At 69.9% G+C, this 17,241-nt stretch carries 12 protein-coding genes, 1 tRNA gene and 2 pseudogenes; 6 read left to right on the plus strand and 9 right to left on the minus strand.

Annotated features, from left to right (window positions below; genetic code table 11):
- Positions 1–154 precede the first annotated feature (154 nt).
- Positions 155–1,147, minus strand: a complete 993-nt coding sequence (locus ACH4U8_RS36055; RefSeq protein WP_395782533.1) for a PP2C family protein-serine/threonine phosphatase — start codon at positions 1,145–1,147, stop codon at positions 155–157.
- A gap of 715 nt (positions 1,148–1,862) precedes the next feature.
- Here ACH4U8_RS36055 and ACH4U8_RS36060 point away from each other — a divergent pair.
- Both ACH4U8_RS36060 and dnaE read left to right on the plus strand, forming a co-directional pair.
- A pseudogene (locus tag ACH4U8_RS36060) lies at positions 1,863–1,973 on the plus strand (DUF2277 family protein); the annotation flags it as partial.
- 462 nt (positions 1,974–2,435) lie between these two features.
- On the plus strand, positions 2,436–5,984 hold the full coding sequence (gene dnaE / locus ACH4U8_RS36065) for a DNA polymerase III subunit alpha (protein WP_360312030.1): 3,549 nt from the start codon (positions 2,436–2,438) through the stop codon (positions 5,982–5,984).
- Positions 5,985–6,112: 128 nt separating this feature from the next.
- On the opposite strand, the gene ACH4U8_RS36070 is transcribed toward dnaE, so the two are convergent.
- The gene (locus ACH4U8_RS36070) at positions 6,113–6,514 is read right to left on the minus strand and encodes a helix-turn-helix domain-containing protein (protein ID WP_360312032.1); all 402 of its coding nucleotides are present in this window, start codon (positions 6,512–6,514) and stop codon (positions 6,113–6,115) included.
- Between the two features lie 190 nt (positions 6,515–6,704).
- Here ACH4U8_RS36070 and ACH4U8_RS36075 point away from each other — a divergent pair, with 190 nt between their 5' ends.
- A complete protein-coding gene (locus ACH4U8_RS36075; protein ID WP_395782534.1) occupies positions 6,705–7,565 on the plus strand; it encodes an SDR family oxidoreductase in 861 nt (286 codons plus the stop codon).
- 123 nt (positions 7,566–7,688) lie between these two features.
- Here ACH4U8_RS36075 and ACH4U8_RS36080 read toward each other — a convergent pair whose 3' ends face one another.
- Entirely contained in the window at positions 7,689–8,525 is an 837-nt protein-coding gene (locus ACH4U8_RS36080; RefSeq protein ID WP_395782535.1) for a helix-turn-helix domain-containing protein, read from the minus strand.
- A 189-nt stretch (positions 8,526–8,714) separates the two neighbouring features.
- Here ACH4U8_RS36080 and ACH4U8_RS36085 point away from each other — a divergent pair, with 189 nt between their 5' ends.
- Entirely contained in the window at positions 8,715–9,143 is a 429-nt protein-coding gene (locus tag ACH4U8_RS36085; protein ID WP_379990084.1) for an SRPBCC family protein, read from the plus strand.
- A 21-nt stretch (positions 9,144–9,164) separates the two neighbouring features.
- Here the strand turns inward: ACH4U8_RS36085 and ACH4U8_RS36090 are convergent, their stop codons facing one another.
- The 3 genes from ACH4U8_RS36090 to ACH4U8_RS36100 form a co-directional block, all read right to left on the minus strand.
- Positions 9,165–10,343, minus strand: a complete 1,179-nt coding sequence (locus ACH4U8_RS36090; RefSeq protein WP_395782536.1) for a macrolide family glycosyltransferase — start codon at positions 10,341–10,343, stop codon at positions 9,165–9,167.
- A 225-nt stretch (positions 10,344–10,568) separates the two neighbouring features.
- Positions 10,569–11,066 carry an NUDIX hydrolase gene (locus ACH4U8_RS36095; RefSeq protein ID WP_395782537.1) on the minus strand — a complete coding sequence of 166 codons (498 nt, stop codon included), beginning with the start codon at positions 11,064–11,066 and terminating at the stop codon, positions 10,569–10,571.
- Between the two features lie 219 nt (positions 11,067–11,285).
- Entirely contained in the window at positions 11,286–11,678 is a 393-nt protein-coding gene (locus ACH4U8_RS36100) for a helix-turn-helix domain-containing protein (protein ID WP_395782538.1), read from the minus strand.
- Between the two features lie 97 nt (positions 11,679–11,775).
- Here ACH4U8_RS36100 and ACH4U8_RS36105 point away from each other — a divergent pair, with 97 nt between their 5' ends.
- Both ACH4U8_RS36105 and ACH4U8_RS36110 read left to right on the plus strand, forming a co-directional pair.
- The gene (locus ACH4U8_RS36105; protein ID WP_395782539.1) at positions 11,776–13,155 is read left to right on the plus strand and encodes a UDP-glucose dehydrogenase family protein; all 1,380 of its coding nucleotides are present in this window, start codon (positions 11,776–11,778) and stop codon (positions 13,153–13,155) included.
- A gap of 221 nt (positions 13,156–13,376) precedes the next feature.
- Positions 13,377–14,543, plus strand: a complete 1,167-nt coding sequence (locus tag ACH4U8_RS36110) for a damage-control phosphatase ARMT1 family protein (protein WP_395782540.1) — start codon at positions 13,377–13,379, stop codon at positions 14,541–14,543.
- A 249-nt stretch (positions 14,544–14,792) separates the two neighbouring features.
- Here ACH4U8_RS36110 and ACH4U8_RS36115 read toward each other — a convergent pair.
- From ACH4U8_RS36115 to ACH4U8_RS36125, 3 genes and pseudogenes are all read right to left on the minus strand, one after another.
- Positions 14,793–14,903 (minus strand): annotated as a pseudogene (locus ACH4U8_RS36115) (adenylyl cyclase); the annotation flags it as partial.
- A 278-nt stretch (positions 14,904–15,181) separates the two neighbouring features.
- Positions 15,182–16,033, minus strand: coding sequence for an NAD(P)H-binding protein (locus tag ACH4U8_RS36120; RefSeq protein ID WP_395782541.1), 852 nt, complete (start codon positions 16,031–16,033; stop codon positions 15,182–15,184).
- A gap of 668 nt (positions 16,034–16,701) precedes the next feature.
- Positions 16,702–16,774: transfer RNA gene (locus ACH4U8_RS36125), tRNA-Lys, on the minus strand.
- Positions 16,775–17,241 lie beyond the last annotated feature (467 nt).

Consider the following 17,241-nt stretch of genomic DNA (forward strand, 5'->3'; position numbering starts at 1 on the left):
CGGCCTTTTGTGGCCCGCGACACCCCTGATCGCACCCGACGGAAGCGGCCCGGAAACGCGTGGGAAAACACCGGTCGGCCCGAAATCGAAGGGTGATCGACAATCACCGGCGCCGATTACCCGAGATCTTGTGACACGGGAAAATGCGGCACGGTCAGCCCGCCTTCGTCCGCGCCAGCAACAACGTCACGTCGTCCCGATGACCGGTCAGGTCGGCGAGTCCGAACAACCGCTCCGCGGTCGCCTCCAGATCCAGGCCCCGGCTGCGCTTGAAGCGGTGCGCGAGCCGTTCCATGCCCCGGTCCAGCGCCAACTGCGGGCCCTCGACCAGGCCGTCGGTGACCAGGACCAGGGTCTCCCCGGGCGCCACGGCCAGCGTCGTGCACGGATAGCCCTGATCGGCCAGCATGCCCAGCGGCAGGCCGCCCTCGACGTCTTCGATCCGCGGCGTCCCGGCCGGATCGGCGAGCAGCAGCGGCGGATGCGCGGCCCGCGCGACCCGCAGGCTGCCGGTCGCCGGGTCCAGGTAGGCCAGCGTGCAGGTGGCGTGGGCGGGACCGGGGAACCGGTCCAGGAAGTCGTTGACCAGCGCGAGCGTGCGGCCGGGATCGGGAGTGACCACGGCGTACGCGTGCAGCAGGGTACGAATCCTGGCCATGATCGGCGCCGTGCCCGCGCCGTGGCCCTGGACGTCGCCGACCACCAGCGCGACCCGGCCGTCGTCCAGCGTGAAGACGTCGTACCAGTCGCCGCCGACGCCGAACTCGTCCTGCGCGGGTCGGTGCCGGACGGCCAGTTCGAGGCCGGCGACCGGCTCCGGGTGGGACGGCGTGACGCCCGCGCGAAACGCCTCCGCGAAGTCGCGGTACGGCGGCGGCGGAACCGGCTCGGCACCCAATGCGCGGGTGACCCGGCCGGCCACGTCCGGCGGCAGGCCGCCCGCCGCCGAGGCCGCCGCGGCGTCGGCGTACCAGTCGGTGCGGATCGCCATCAGCGTGTGCGCATCCTCCTGCCACGCGTCCGTGCTGACCGTCAGGCTGCCGTCCTCGCCCTGATACACCCGCCAGGCCGTCGCCGGGTCGTACCGGTGATCACGCGTCCCCGAAGAAACCACCAGCCGCCCGGGCCCCGCACCCACCGCACCCATCCACGACTCCGCCACACCAGGCCCAACGCCCAAACCCCCACAAGGCAACGGCCACTACGCCGAACACCCACCCACCACACCCCGAACCGCCGACTCCACCCCGCCCGACACCAAAAAACCAGCACCCCAACCAAGCCCCGCCCACCAACCGCAACCCGACCCACCAGCCCACCCACCTCCAGCCCGTCCGGCGCTTGAGGACAAACAGGCCGCAAGCCGGCCAACCCCCGACGGGCCCGCACGGCAACTCACCACAACCCGAACCGCCAAAGCAGCCACCTCCAGCCCGTCCGGCGTTTGCGGACAAGCGGGCCGCAGGCCGGCCTCCCGACGGGCCCGACCCAGCAACCCACCGCACCCCGAACCGCCAAAGCAGCCACCTCCAGCCCGTCCGGCGTTTGCGGACAAGCGGGCCACAGGCCGGCCTCCCGACGGGCCCGACCCGGCAACTCACCCCAACCCAACCCGCGAACCCACCCACACCCAGCCCGTCCGGCGCTTGAGGACAAGCAGGCCGGCCAACCCCCGACGGGCCCGCACGGCAACCCACCGCAACCCAACCCACCAACCCGAATCCAGCCCGTCCGGCGTTTGAGGACAAGCGCCGCAGGCCAGGCCATCCACTCGGCCCGTCCGGCGCGAGGACCGGCAGGGCGGCCAACCCCGCCACCGCCGCCCCCGGCGAATGTCACCGGCCCCGCCTAGCCTGAAAGGTATGTGCCGCAACATCACGACGCTCCGCGGACTCGACCCCGCCGCCACCGACGTGGAGATCGAAGCCGCCGCCCGCCAATACGTCCGCAAAGTAGGTGGCGTGCAGACCACGTCACCCCGCACCGAGGAGGCCGTCGAACGCGCCGTGGCCGCCATCGCCGAGGCCACGGAACCCTGCTCGCCGAACTCCCCGAGCGCCGCCAACCACCCCCCACCCTCCCCCCGCTGCGCCGCCGCGAAGCCGCCGCCCGAGCCGCCGCCGAGACCCCTGCCGAGGCCCCCGCCCACACGCACTGACGGCCCCGCGACCGGCCCGACGCGACGCGACGCCCCGCACCCCTCACAACCCGCGCGGCGCTCCGCAAAAGCCGCGCAACAGCCCCACCAAACCCCGACGAACCCCCACGAAAACCCCGTCGCAGGCCACTGTGGGGCCACTCGGATACAGCTCGGAAACGACCCGGAAAAGCCTTCGCCGGCGGCTGCGGACACCTGCCTCGGACACCCGGTTGCCGGCCTCCGCCGCGTTATGGTGGATGGTCCCCGCCGCCCCCTCCGAGGAGCCTCACACACCGTGTCTGACTCGTTCGTTCACCTGCATGTCCACACCGAATACTCGATGCTGGACGGAGCGGCGAAGAACGACAAGCTGTTCGCCGAGGTGGCCCGTCAGGGCATGCCCGCGGTGGCGATGAGCGACCACGGCAACATGTTCGGCGCCTACGAGTTCCAGGGCACGTCCAAGAAACACGGCGTCAAGCCGATCATCGGCATCGAGGCGTACGTCGCCCCCAGCACCCGGCACGCCCGCCGCCCCGAGTTCTGGGCCCCCGGCGGCAAGCGCGCGCCGAGCGAGGACGGCGAGGGCGGCAAGGACGTCTCCGGTGGCGGCCGGTACACCCACATGACGATGTGGGCGGAGAACGCGCAGGGCCTGCGCAACCTGTTCCGGCTCTCCAGCCTCGCGTCCATCGAGGGCTACTACATGAAGCCCCGGATGGACCGCGAGCTGATCGCCCTGCACCACGAGGGCATCATCGCCACCACCGGCTGCCCCTCCGGCGAGGTGCAGACCCGGCTGCGCCTGGGTCAGTACGACGAGGCGATCAAGGCCGCCTCCGCGTACCAGGACATCTTCGGCAAGGAGAACTACTTCCTGGAACTGATGGACCACGGCCTCGACATCGAGCGCACGGTGCGTCAGGACCTGCTGCGGATCGCCAAGGAGCTGAGCATCCCGCTCCTGGCCACCAACGACTCGCACTACGTCACCGAGGACCAAGCCGACGCGCACGACTCGCTGCTGTGCGTGGGCGTGGGCAAGAACAAGGCCGACCCGAACCGGTTCAAGTTCGCCGGCACCGGCTACTACATCAAGACCTCGGACGAGATGCGCCGGCTGTTCGGCGAACTGCCCGAGTCGTGCGACAACACCCTCGCGATCGCCGAACGCATCCAGCCCTACGACGAGGTGTTCGCCGAGGTCAACCGGATGCCGCAGTTCGACGTCCCGGAAGGCGAGACGCAGGCGACGTACCTGCGCAAGAAGATCGCCACGGGCCTGAAGCACCGCTTCGGCGACGACCCGAGCCAGGAGGTACTGGACCGGATCGAGTTGGAGATGGGCGTGATCACGCCCATGGGCTTCGACTCCTACTTCCTCGTGGTCGCCGACATCTGCCAGTACGCCCGGGACAACGGCATCCCGGTCGGACCCGGTCGAGGCTCGGCGGCCGGTTCGATGGTGGCCTACCTCACCGGCATCACCGGCCTGAATCCGCTCGACTACGACCTGCTGTTCGAGCGCTTCCTCAACCCCGAGCGGATCAACCCGCCGGACGTCGACATCGACTTCGACGACCGCCAGCGCGACCAGATGGTGCGCTACGTCACCGAGAAGTACGGCTCGGCCTACACCGCCCAGGTCAACACCTTCGGCACGATCAAGGCCAAGGCCGCGATCAAGGACTCCAGCCGGATCCTGGGCTTCCCGTTCGCCACCGGCGACCGGATCACCAAGGCGTACCCGCCGGACATCATGGGCAAGTCGATGCCGCTGGCGGGCATGTTCGACAAGGATCACGCGCGCTACACCGAGGCCGGCGAGATCCGCGCGCTGTACGAGTCCGACCCCGAAGTGAAGATGGTGATCGACACCGCGCGCGGTATCGAGGGCCTGACCCGCGGCACCGGCGTGCACGCCGCCGCGGTGATCCTGTCCTCGACCCCGCTGATCGACCTGATCCCGCTGCACCGGCGGGACAAGGACGGCGTGATCATCACCGGCTTCGACTACCCGTCGTGTGAATCGATGGGCCTGGTCAAGATGGACTTCCTGGGTCTGCGAAACCTGGGCATCATCGATCACGCCATCAAGATCATCAAGGCCAACCGCGGCGTCGACGTCGACATCGAGAAGATTCCGCTCGACGACCCGACCACGTTCGAACTGCTCTCCCGCGGCGACACGTTGGGCGTGTTCCAGCTCGATGGCGGCCCGATGCGCGCACTGCTCAAGCTGATGAAGCCGACCGAGTTCGAGGACATCTCCGCCGTCTCCGCGCTGTACCGGCCCGGCCCGATGGGCATGAACTCGCACATCAACTACGCGCTCCGCAAGAACGGCCAGCAGGAGATCACGCCGATCCACCCGGAGTTGGAGAAGCCGCTCACCGAAGTCCTGGGCCCCACCTACGGCCTGATCGTGTATCAGGAGCAGGTGCAGCGTGCCGCGCAGGTGTTGGCCGGCTACAGCCTGGGCCAAGCCGACCTGCTCCGCCGCGCGATGGGCAAGAAGAAGAAGGAAGTCCTGGAGAAGGAGTTCATCCCGTTCCAGGAGGGTTGCCGCGAACGCGGCTACGGCGACGAGGCGATCCAGGCGGTGTGGGACGTGCTGGTCCCGTTCGCCGGCTACGCGTTCAACAAGTCGCACTCCGCCGCATACGGCCTGGTCTCCTACCAGACGGCCTATCTCAAGGCGAACTTCCCGGCCGAGTACATGGCCGCCCTGCTCACCTCGGTGGGCGACGAAAAAGACAAGATGGGCATGTACCTGGCCGACGCCAGGTCGGCCGGCATCCGGGTGCTCTCGCCCGACGTCAACGAATCCGTCGCCGACTTCACCGCCGTCGGCTCCGACGTACGGTTCGGCCTGCGGGCGATCCGCAACGTGGGCGACAACGTCATCAACGACATCGTCGAAGCACGCACCGGCAAGGGCAAGTTCAGCTCCTTCGCCGACTTCCTGACCAAGATCGGTCTGCCCGCGTGCAACAAGCGCGCGGTCGAATCGCTGGTCAAGGCCGGGTCGTTCGACGCCCTCGGGCACACCCGCCGCGCCTTGGTCGACGTGCACGAGCAGGCCCTGGACGCGGTGGTGGGCCTGAAGAAGCAGGAGGCGGCGGGACAATACGACCTGTTCGGCGGCGGCGACGAAACCGCCGCGGAACCGGCCGTCGGCCTCGACTTCACGCTCACCGACCAGGAGTGGCCGCGCAAGCTCAAGCTGGCCACCGAGCGCGAGATGCTCGGCCTGTACGTCTCCGCGCACCCGCTCGACGGCGCCGAGCACATCCTGTCCCGGCATCGCGACACCTCGATCACCGAGCTGAAGAACTCCGGCCGCACCGAGGGCCAGGTGCAGTTGGCGGGCCTGATCACCGGCATCCAGCGCAAGGTCAACAAGAGCGGTTCGCCGTGGGCGATGATCAATCTCGCCGACCACGACGGCGAGATCGAGGTGTTGTTCTTCCCGCAGTCCTACACGCTGGTCGCACACGCGCTGGAGGAGGACGTCGCGGTCAGCATCAAGGGCCGGCTCAACGAACGCGACGGCGCGCTGAGCGTGTTCGGTTCGGAGTTGGTACCGCTGGACATCGGCTCGGCCGAACACGGCGGCAAGGCTCCGGTGTGCCTGCGGCTGCCCACCACCAAGGTCAACGAGAAGCTGGTGAAGGACATCAAGCGGGTGCTCTCCTCGCACCCCGGGGACAACCCGGTGCACCTGATCCTGGAGAGCGCCCGCATGCGCACCCGCTACAACCTCGACTTCCGGGTCAACCCGGAGGGTGGTCTCGCGGGCGAGATCAAGTCCATGCTGGGCGCGGGGGTCTGGAGCATCTGAGGAGCGGACCCGCCGGATCGGCGGGAACGGCCGAGGGGCCGGGACCACGAGAGTGCATCTCGTGGTCCCGGCCCCTTCGTCGTGCGCCCGGCGGTCGGCCACGCGGCCGTCGGCCGGGTGCGCGGCGCTCAGGCGTGTGTCCGGTCGTACTCCTCGCGCGCGGCCAGTACCTGTGGCATGTGGCTCTCCAGGTGCTTGATCAGATCGAGCAGCTTGGCCGCCGTCGCGTGGCCCGGTTCGGTGAGCGTGTACTCGACCCGGGGCGGGATCGCGCTGTGCACCTCGCGGAGCACGAAGCCGTCCCGCTCCAGCGCCTGGAGGGTCTGCGCCAGCATCTTCTCGCTGACCCCGTCGACCCGACGGCGCAGCGCGTTGAAACGCATCGGGCCGTCGTACAGCCCGCCCAGGACCAGCACGCCCCAGCGGCCGGTGATGTGCTCCATGGCCGCCCGCGAGACGCACTCCTTGGCGAACACGTCGAACTCGAACTCCGGGGTGGGATCCGGCCCGGTCTCGGTCACGGTTTCCATCGTTGCCCCCTTCGTTCTCCGCGGCTGCGGCTGCTGCGGCTGCTTCCGCGTCTGTATGGATCGAGGCTACCCCCGGGCCGGCACTTTCGAAAGTACTGCACTTTCTCACAGCTTGCACTTTCGAAAAGTTAGTGCAATCGTTTGGGCAGCGGCCGAACGACGGGTTCGGCACGGAAGAGAGGAACTCGTCATGATCGTCGTCACCGGAGCCACCGGGCAGTTCGGCCGCCTCGTCATCGACGCCCTGCTGGACCGCGGCACGCCGGCCTCGGAGATCGTCGCCGCGGTACGGACGCCGGCCAAGGCCGCCGACCTCGCCGCCCGGGGAGTCCAGGTGCGCGAGGCGGACTACACGCGGCCCGAAACCCTGGTACCGGCCTTCACCGGCGCGGACAAGCTGCTGTTCGTGTCCTCCAACGGCCCCGAGGCGGACCGGATCGCCCAGCACACCGCCGCGGTCGCCGCCGCCGCCGAGGCCCGGGTCGGGCAACTGATCTACACCTCGATCTACGCCGCGAGCGAGAGCCCGCTCGGCCTGTCCCGGGTGCACCGCGACACCGAGGCCCGGATCGCCGCCACCGGCCTGCCCGCCGTACTGCTGCGCAACAGCTGGTACACCGAGAACTACACCGGCTCGCTGGCCGGTGCCGTCGAGCGCGGTGCGGTCGCGGGCTCCGCCGGCGAGGGCCGGATCGCCTCCGCCTCGCGCGCCGACTTCGCCGAGGCCGCGGCCATCGTGCTGCTGAGCGACGACCAGGCCGGGAAGGTGTACGAACTCACCGGCGACAACAACTGGAGCCTGCCCGAGCTGGCCGCCGAGGCGGCGAAGCAGACCGGCAAGGAGGTCGCGTACGCGAACCTGCCGGCCGAGCAGTACACCGGCATCCTCAACGGCGTCGGCCTCCCCTCGTTCCTGGTCGAGCTGCTCGTGGACGCCGACCTCCGGATCGCCGAAGGCGCGCTCGAAGGCATCACCGGCGACCTGTCCACCCTGCTCGGCCGCCCGACCACGCCGCTCGCGGACACCGTCGCGGCAGCGCTGAAGGGCTGAGCCGGACACCGGCGACGAGGAAGCGCCCCCGGTCGCGGCATCGAGCCGCGGCGGGGGCGCTTCGGGTGTGGCGGGGTCGGCCGGTCCCGGTGCCCGCCGACGAAGCGCGTCGGCCGCGCCGCTTCACTGCGGGTGCGGCTCCCCCGGTACCGGCCCGAGCAGTCGTCGCAGCGCCGTGGGGGTGTACCCGAGCTCGGTCCGCACGGTCCGGGAAAGGTGCGCCTGATCGGCGAAGCCGAGGTCGACCGCCAGCGCGGCCAGGTCGCCCTCGCCCGCCGCCAGACGATCCAGCACCCGGCCGAGCCGGACCCGGTTCCGGTATCGGGTGATCGAGACGCCCATCTCCCGGGAGAAGACCCGGCTCAGCCGATACGGCGACGCCCCGATCGACTCGGCCAACGAGAACAACGCGCCGGAGGCGGCGTCTCCACTCGTGATCGCCTCACGCGCCGCCGCGACCAGGCGCCGGTCGTCGGACCCCGACGCGAGCGAACGCGGTCGCGGTCGCACGACCACCCGATCGACCGCATGCCGAACCAGGGTCAACATCCGCTCGGCGAGCGCGTAGTCGACATCTCCGCCCTCGGCGGCCGACAGGCAACGTCGATGCGCCAGATCGAGCGCCGCGTCGACGTAGAGCGCCGAACACCTCGGACGCCGGCCCGGGTCGCCCGCCACATCCGCCCACACCTGCGGCGCGACCCGCACCGACGTACACACGTCGCCGCCGGCGGGGTGGGCAAAACACTCCTCCTGGCCCGGGACTCCGACGTAGCCGACGGTCCGATCCAGTTCGGCGTCCACACCGTCGACCCGACGCCGGAACCGACCACTGCGCACGAGCACGATGCGGTGACCGTCGTGTTCCTCGGGTGGTGTCCAGTGTCGATGGTCGCTCAGGCACCGCACCGCGCTCACCACGAACGCCGGCCGGGCGACGAGATCGACGGACGACAACACGCTTCCACGCTACGCGCGCGAACCGACAGCGGCAGCGCAGGCCGCACGCCCCGCGCCCCTCGGCGCCGCATCCGCTTCGCGTCCGCGTCCGCTACGCGCAAGGATGTTCAAGACCCGGGCGGGTCCGGCCGGCAGGCTCGAAATGAGCGCACATCGCGCCGAAGCCCCCGTCCGAACCGGAGAATTCCCATGACGTACATCCACGAAGAACGCATCGTCGAGGCCGACGCCGAGGACGTCTGGGCGATCGTCGGCGAATTCGAGACGGGGCCGGTCCGGATGGCTCCGGGCTTCGTGGTGGAGAGTCGATTGGAGGAGCCCGGCATTCGATTCGTCACCTTCGCCAACGGCACGACCGCCCGCGAACGCCTGATCGAGGTCGATCCCGAAGAACGCAGCTTCACCTACGCGGTGATCGGCGGCAGCGCCACACCCACCCACGACCGGGCAACCATGCGGGTACGACCGGCCACCACCGGTCACTGCACCTTCTCCTGGACCCGCGACGTGCAGCCCGACACTCTCGCGGAGTCGATGCGGCAGGCGATGGCACACGGCGCCGACCTGATCAAGAGCACGATGGAAGACCGAGCCCGAGCGGCCGGCCCAGCGAAGTAGGCCCGGCCGGCCGCCCCGGGATCAGCCCAGTTCGGCCTCGATCAGGTCGGCCGCGCGGACCGCGCCGCCCTCGGCACGTGCCTGGTCCCGCAGCCGGGCCGAGCGGGCGGCCACCTCCGGGTCCGAGGTCAGGGCGAGGAGGGCCCGGCGCAGGGCCTCCGGCGTGGCGTCCGCCGTGTCCAGGCGCTCGGCCACGCCCAGTTCGACCAGGCGATCCGCGTTGGCGAACTGCTCGGCACCCTGCGGTACGGCGATCATCGGCACACCGGTCGTCAGTCCCTCGCCGCAACCACCCATGCCGGCGTGCGTGACGAACGCGTCGGCCTGCCGCAGGATGGCCAACTGCGGGACCCAGGTGTGCAGTTCCACATTGTCCGGAATCACCCCGAGGCCCGCCGGGTCGGTATGCCGGCCGATCTGAAGCACCACATGCCACCCCGGCAGGTCGCCGAAGGCCGCGAGGCACCGCCGATAGAACTCCGGCTGCCGGGTGAACGCCGAACCCAGCGAGATCAACAACACCCGCTCGGCGCCCGCCGGGCGGGTCCACTCCCCCTGATCGGCACGCCGACCCGGACACGGACCGACGAAGTCGACCACGTCCGGGTCCACCCGCTCCGCATTCGGCTGCATCGCGCGCGCCACCGTGGCCACGACCCGGCGGGGCCGGCCGCCGAACAGGTCCACGTCCGTGGTGGTCGCGCCGGAGTCCGCGAGCCAGGCGGCGAATCGCGCCCAATACGCGTCCGCGCCCGGCAGTTGCTTCATCCCGGGCAGCACCTCTTCCTCGTAGCCCTGCCAGGCCACATACGTCGGCGAGAGCTGTACGATCGGCCGCCCCTGGCTCTCGGCCAGTGCCCGGGCGGCATACGCGCCGATGTCGTAGAGGTACAGATCCGCGGGGTCGTGGTCGTACGCCGCACGCAACTGCGGCAGCGCCTTGATCGCATCGTCCAGGAACACGCCCATCGCGCCGATCGCATCGGCCGGCCAGTCGTTGTCGGCGACCGGAAGTGTGGAGCGGTACGGCACGAACTCGGCCCCGGTCGGCGCGATCAGGTCGGCGACGGCGGGGTCGTTGGCGTAGCTGACGCGATGGCCTCGATCGGCCAGTTCGCGGATGACTTCGAGGCTGGGCAGGACATGGCTGACGGCGGGGATGCCGATCATCGCGATGTGGGCACGGCGACGCTGAGACATGAGCACTCTCGTTTCGGATCTACGGCGGATGGACACGACAGTCCGACGCCCCGGGTGTCGGCACGCACGTCACGCGCCGCCCGGTGCGGGCGGATCGAGGGCACAGCCCTCGCCGATGTCAGCCGTAGATCTGTACGAAAAGCATGTGATCGACGCTACCCCGAGCTCCGGTCGTGAACCAACCGATTTTTGGGGCCGATCGTGGCACCGGCCGAACCGGGGGCATCATCGTGGGCCCGGGGCGCCGTTGCGGACGTAACCGAGGTCGATCGGCGGTACCGGCGGGCCGGCGTTCGTCACGGCCGCGAGCAACTCCGGCAGTTGCGGCGGCCACAGCGGCTCGGTGTCGCCGGCCAACTCCTCGGGCGTCCACCAGCGCCACCACAGAATCCGGTCCGCCGCGTGTGCCGCGACGAGATCGCCGATCGGGTCTCGGCGCGGGCCCCGGGCCAGGAAGATCCGTTCGCGCTGCCGGACGGGGATCCCGGCGCGGGTGAAGTCGTGCTCCCAGAGGCAGAACACGGCGCCGACCTCGACGTCGGTCCAGCCGGTCTCCTCGCGCAGTTCGCGCTCGGCCGCCCGGAGCGGTGCCTCGCCCGGCTCCAGTCCCCCGCCCGGCATCGCCCAGTGCACGCCGACTTCCTCGTTGTCGTACCGGAACATGAAGACCGCTCCGCCCGGGTCCAGCACCGCAACACGAGCCGCCTGCCTCGGTATTCGCATCGGGACACCCTGCCGGCGCCGTTCGGCCGTGTCGACGCCCGGCCCGCCTTGTCCCGCCCCGGATGCGGGGCTCCGGGGCGACATGGAAGTCGAGGGCCTCGTCCTGGTCGAGCACGTAGATCTGCGATTGCGCGATGACGTTGAACACGACAGCAACGCCGGCCGCCACGCCACCTGCAAACTTATCCAAAACTGCGCACTCGCCGGCGGGTACGCCGCTCACCCGCTCGGCCGCGTCCAGGCCATCGTGAAGCAGGTGGGCACACCCGCGGCCACCGCTTCCTTCCGATACTCCCGCGGCGACCGCCCGACGATGTCCCGAAACGTACGGCTGAACGTCCCCGGACTCGCGAACCCGACCTCGAAGCAGATGTCCGTCACACTCCGCTCGGTCTCCCACAACAGGAACATGGCCCGCTCGACCCGCCGCCGCTGCAGATACCGGTGCGGCGTCTCCCCGAACGTGACCCGAAACGTCCGCGCGAAATGCGCCTCCGACACATGCGCGACCCGAGCCAACGCCGGCACGTCCAACGCCCGCGCATACTCCCGATCCATCACATCCCGAGCCCGAAGCATCCGCCGATTGCTCTCCTCCACCCCACGCCTCACCCGCCCATCCCATCGCGCCACACCGAACCGCGCCGATGCCCCGGGCCGAGAGGTCGGCCGGTCCGTCCCGCAACATCCCCCATCGAAAGGGATCACGATGCGCGTCTCCGTCATCGGCTGCGGTCACCTCGGCGTTCCGCACGCCACGGCAATGGCCGAACTCGGCCACGAGGTGGTCGGCGTCGACATCGACCCCGCTCGCGTCGGGCACCTGAACCTGGGCGAGTCCCCGATCCACGAACCGGGCCTGCCGCAACTGCTGGCCTCGCACACGGCGTCGGGGCGGTTGCGGTTCACCACGGACTTCGCCGAGGCCGCGTGGTTCGCCGACGTGCACTTCCTCGCCGTGGACACGCCGCTCGACGCCGACGGCCGCACGTACGACACCGGCCGACTCTTCGCCGCTGCGAGCGCTCTCGCGAGCCACCTGTCCCGGCCTTGCACGATCATCGGCAAATCCACGGTCGCCGTCGGCACCACCGCGCGCCTCACCGCGCTCGTCGAACACATCGCCCCCGACATCGACATCCGGGTGGTCTGGAATCCCGAATTCCTGCGCGAGGGCGAGGCCCTCGAAAACAGCCTGTACCCCGACCGCATCATCGCCGGCGTCACCGATGCCGGGGCGGAAAAGCTCATCCGCGAGGTGTACGCACCACTCCTCGACGCCGGCGTCCCGCTGCTCGTCACCGACCCCGCCACGGCCGAACTCGCCAAAGGCGCCGCGAACGCCTTCCTCGGTCTCAAGATCTCCTTCATCAACGCCATCGCCGACATGTGCGCCGCGGCGGACGCCGACGCCATGACCCTCGCGGCAGCACTCGTCCACGACTCCCGGATCGGTACCGCCGGCCTGCGCCCGGGCCTCGGTTACGGCGGGGGCTGCCTCCCCAAGGACATCCGCGCCTTCACCACGGACGCCGAACGACTCGGCGTGCCCGAGATGGCGACCCTCCTACGCACCGCAGAGCAGATCAACAACGCCCGCACCGCCCGCGCCCTCGACCTGATCGTGTACGCCCTGCACGGCAAACCCGTGCGCGATGCCGCCATCACCATCTGGGGCGCCGCCTTCAAACCCGGCACCGACGACGTCCGCGAATCCCCTGCCCTCGAACTCGCCGTCCGACTCGCGAGCGCAGGCGCCCACGTACGCGTCCACGACCCGCAGGCCAACACCACCGCAGCCGCCCGCCACCCCGAACTCGACTACGCCACCGACCTCGAAGCCTCCTGCCACGGCGCCGACGTCATCGTCCTGGCCACCGCCTGGCCCCAATTCCGCCACGCCGACCCACGCGCCCTACACCCCCTGCCCACCGAACCGATCCTGGTCGACCTCCCCAACGACCTGGACCCCCACCCATGGCGCACCGCCCACTGGACCGTCCACCAACCGGGCCGCCCGGAAGCCGCCTTGCCGACTCCCCCGACGGCCCGTCCGAACGACATTCCCGACACGAGCGCGGCACCGTAACGACCCACCTCCGGCCCCTGCGCGGGCAGCGTGCCCAAGTTCCGTGTCGATGCAACGCCGGACCGCGCAGCCGCCGATCCTGGTACCGGTCGGGTGCTTGTCGGCAGCCCGGCCGGCCCGGCGTCGCCGCCGAGCCACGCCATGCCCGCCGTCGACCGAGCCGGCGCCGGTCCGCTCGCGGGTCCCGGTGACGGCCGACGAGGAGAAGGACGAGCCCGAACGTGTCCACTGCACCCACGATCCTGAGTGATGTCCCCGGCTCCTTCGCCTGGGGCGTTTTCCACGAGCGGCACCCGAAACTCATTCGCCGGGTACTCGACGCTCTGCCATACGGACCGACCGAGCGGGCTGCGGTCGAGGAACTCCTGTCCGAGAGCACCGGCGGCGTGCTGGAGCCGCTCGGCGAGAGCGCCCACGATCATCGGCAGTGGCTGGAGTGGGGCGAGGGCCTGTTCGGACGGCCGTGGGGCGAGGCGCCGTTCCTGTGGGCCGAGAGCTACTTCTACCGCAGGCTGCTCGAAGCCACCGGCTACTTCCGACCCGGGACCTGGCAGGGCATCGACCCGTTCGCGCCGTTGAAGAACGCCGAGTTGGCCGGCCCGGCCGTCGACGCCGAGTCGGCGGCTCTCGACGACCTGCCATCCTTGTCCGCCGACCAGCGGGCAAAGGTGCTGCTCTCGTCGGCTCTCTGGGGCAACCGGGCGGACCTCGGCTTCCGAATCACCGCCTCGGCGCCGGACACCCGATCCCCCGCCCTGATCGCGGACGACAGCCCGCTCCTGTGGTCCGCACTCGCTGCCGCGAACAACCCTAGGGTCTGTGTCATCGCGGACAACGCGGGACGGGAACTGCTGCCCGACCTCGTCCTGATCGACCATCTCCTCACGAGCGGACCGGCCGCCGAGGTCGTCCTCTACGTCAAGCCCGCCCCCTACTACGTGTCGGATGCGACCACCGCCGACGTCCTCGCGACCCTCGACCGCCTCCGCTTCGCACCGGGGCAGGAGGCACGACTGATCGGCCGTCGACTCCACCGGGCAATGAAGGACGACATCCTCATGGTCCGCACCCACCGGTTCTTCTGCGCACCGCTGCCGTTCCACGACATGCCCGCCGACCTCAGGGCAGAGCTGTCCGGGGCCACGATGACGATCGGCAAGGGCGACCTCAACTACCGCCGCCTCGTCGGAGATCGACTCTGGGATGCGACAACCCCGTTCGCCGAGCGGGTCGACCACTTCCCGTCCCCGGTGGTCGCCCTGCGTACGTTGAAGTCGGACGTCGTCGTCGGCCTCGCCGCACCGATGGTCGCCGAGCTGGACGCCACCGGGGAGCCGTGGCGCACCAGCGGCAAATACGGTCTCATCCAGGCCCACACGGGAACGTAATCCCGCCCGGACCCGATGGAACCGGCACAGGACGCCGGCGGCGGTCGATCCTGTCCCCGATCGAGGAGACCGACAGCCCGAACCACTCGTCTCGTCGGTCCGAGGGCGCCCGGGACTCGGGCTTCCTTCCCTGGCGGCAGCAGGAAGTCCTCAGGCAGGCTCGGGAGTTACGCGGCCCACCTCCGGCATGGCTTCGTCGTCCGCCTCACCTTCGCCTTCGCATTCGGCGTCGGCGTCGGCGTCGGCGTCGGCGTCGGCGTCGGCGTCGGCGTCGGCGTCGGCGAAGAGCAGAGTGGGCTCGGTGAGAATGTCCCGTCCAGCCTCGATGCGATAGATCTCGTCCACGCTGCCGAATCTCGCCGTCCGTCCCCGGTGGCTGCCCTGCGTACGTGGAAGTCGGACGTCGTCGTCGGCCTCGACGGACCGGTGGTCGCCGGGCTGGACACCACAGGGGAGCGATGGCGCACCAGCGGCAAGTCCGGCACGCCATGGTCGCGAGATGGCCTCCCGACCTACACGGTTCAACCGCTCGGGGCTTGCCTGAGCGGGGAGCCCGACCACGGGGCGTCAAGCGTGTGGGACACGGAGTCGAGATCCGATGCTTCGGTCGTCTATGTCAACGGGTATCGACGTCCCTCTCAGCGGAAGTCCGCCGCGTGGTCCACCGCCCACTCCAGGAAGGATCGGGCCGGGGTGCCCGTGATGCGCTCCACCTCATCGTTGACCGGCTCCGGATTGTCGAGCATCTCCGCCTGGGCCGGCAGCACGGCCTCCACCAGCTCCGCTGGGTAGCCTGCGGCCTTCATCTGCTCGGCGGCCTCGTCCAGAGTGATCTCCTCGAACCGCACCGGCCGCCCGATCGCCTCGCTGATCAGCGCCACCTGCCGTTCCTGAGTGATCAGTTCGAGGCCGGTGATCAGGGGGCGGGCGCCGAGCAGGGCGTCGGTCGTCAGCGCCTGAACGGCGACTGCGGCAATGTCCGCCTCGTGGATCAGCGGGCGGGCCAACCTTGCCGGCGCCGCCCGTACCGCACCGGTGGTGCGGACCTCCTCCGCCCAGCCCAGCGTGTTGCTCGCGAACCCGGTGGGCCGCAGCGCCGTCCACTCCAGGCCCGATGCCTCGATCAGCCGCTCCAACTCCGTGTGGAACATGGTGATCGCCTCGCCCGACTTCTCCTCCTGGCTCCCGACGCCGGCGGATGACAGGTACACCACCCGTCGGGCGTGCTTCCCGATCGCGTCGATCACCTCCGACGCGCCCTCGGCGCTCAGGAACGGCCACACCAGGAAGACCGAATCGACGCCCTCCAGAGCCGTGTCCAGCGACGCGGGATCACCGAGATCGCCGCGTACCGCCTGCACACCTTCCGGGAAATCCGCCTCCCCTCTCACCAGCGCCCGCACGGGCACGCCCGCCGCGTGCAGTTGGGTCACCACCGCGCCGCCGACCTTTCCGGTCGCGCCGGTCACCAGGATCCTGGGCTGTGTCATCGGAATCTCCTCGTCTCGCCGTTCGATGACACGACCCTCGTACCTCAACGAAGGTTGAGGTCAAGCAGCACGTCACCACGCCCTTGCCGTCGACCCGGAGGACCAGGGTTCGAGGGTGCAGGCCAGGGACGCGATGCACTATGTGTTGCAGGCCCTGGACGCGGTCGGACCGTCCGGAGGCCGATGCCTTTGCGCAGGCGATTCCCGTGATCCGGTCATCTGCACGACTGGATCGTGCTCGTCGGCGCCGCGGCTTGCACCAGCCGTGCGCAGGCGCGACGCGATCCTCGACAGCAGGCGCCTGGTCAGCGGGAACTCAGGCCCGAGACGCGTGTCAGCACGCGACGCCGGGCCGGCGCCATACTGCCGGGACGTCGTCGAACGCTGCCCGCGCTTCGGCCCGGCTTCCGCGTTGAGCACGAGACGGGCTCCCAGCTTGCGGACGGCGGACGGGTCGAGACCGACACCGCGACGACTCCCCCTCTGGAGCGTCGATCAGATCGCGTGGATCAGTGCTGTGGACGCCGTCGAGGTAGTGCTGCAGCAGGCTGACCAGGCGCGCAACCGCTCACGCAGACGGCCCCGGACCAGAGGTCCAGGGCGGCAAAAAAGACTGCGGTTCGCAGTGTTTCTGCTGGTCAGCAGCCCAAACCCGGCCCTGACGCGGGTGGGCCGTCAGGGGATCGAACCCTGAACCCGCGGATTAAAAGTCCGCTGCTCTGCCAATTGAGCTAACGGCCCCGTTGGGCGTCCGGCGGTGATCCGCTTTTTGCCCACCGGCAGAGTACCGGTATCGGATCGAACATGCTGCGAGTATCCCCGGACACGCCGTGACCTGCGTAGATGTAGATCCGGACGGTTGAGACCCACAGGCGCCATGAACACCCGAGGTGTACAAATCCGACCTGTCTGGGCGCCCCCTGAGGGGCCGCGCCCGATTCGACCGAGGACCGGAAATCCGCGCGAGGGGTCGAAAATCCGCGCGAGTCGAGCTCATCCGTGGGCGTCCGTGCTCACCTGCGTGCTCACTTGCATCCTCTGACCGGGCACGCCATGGAGGGAGTTTCGTCACTACCCGTGGCCGGTGAAGTCGCTCCGACGCCGACATAGCGAGCACGACGGTTGGTCCGAGTCGTCATCCGAAGCCGGCGTCTTCATGTCGAGCCGACGCCGGCCGGGCGTCCCACTTACGCGATCCTGCTCGTGCC

The sequence above is a fragment of the Embleya sp. NPDC020886 genome (genome assembly GCF_044333915.1).
Classification (GTDB): Bacteria; Actinomycetota; Actinomycetes; order Streptomycetales; family Streptomycetaceae; genus Embleya.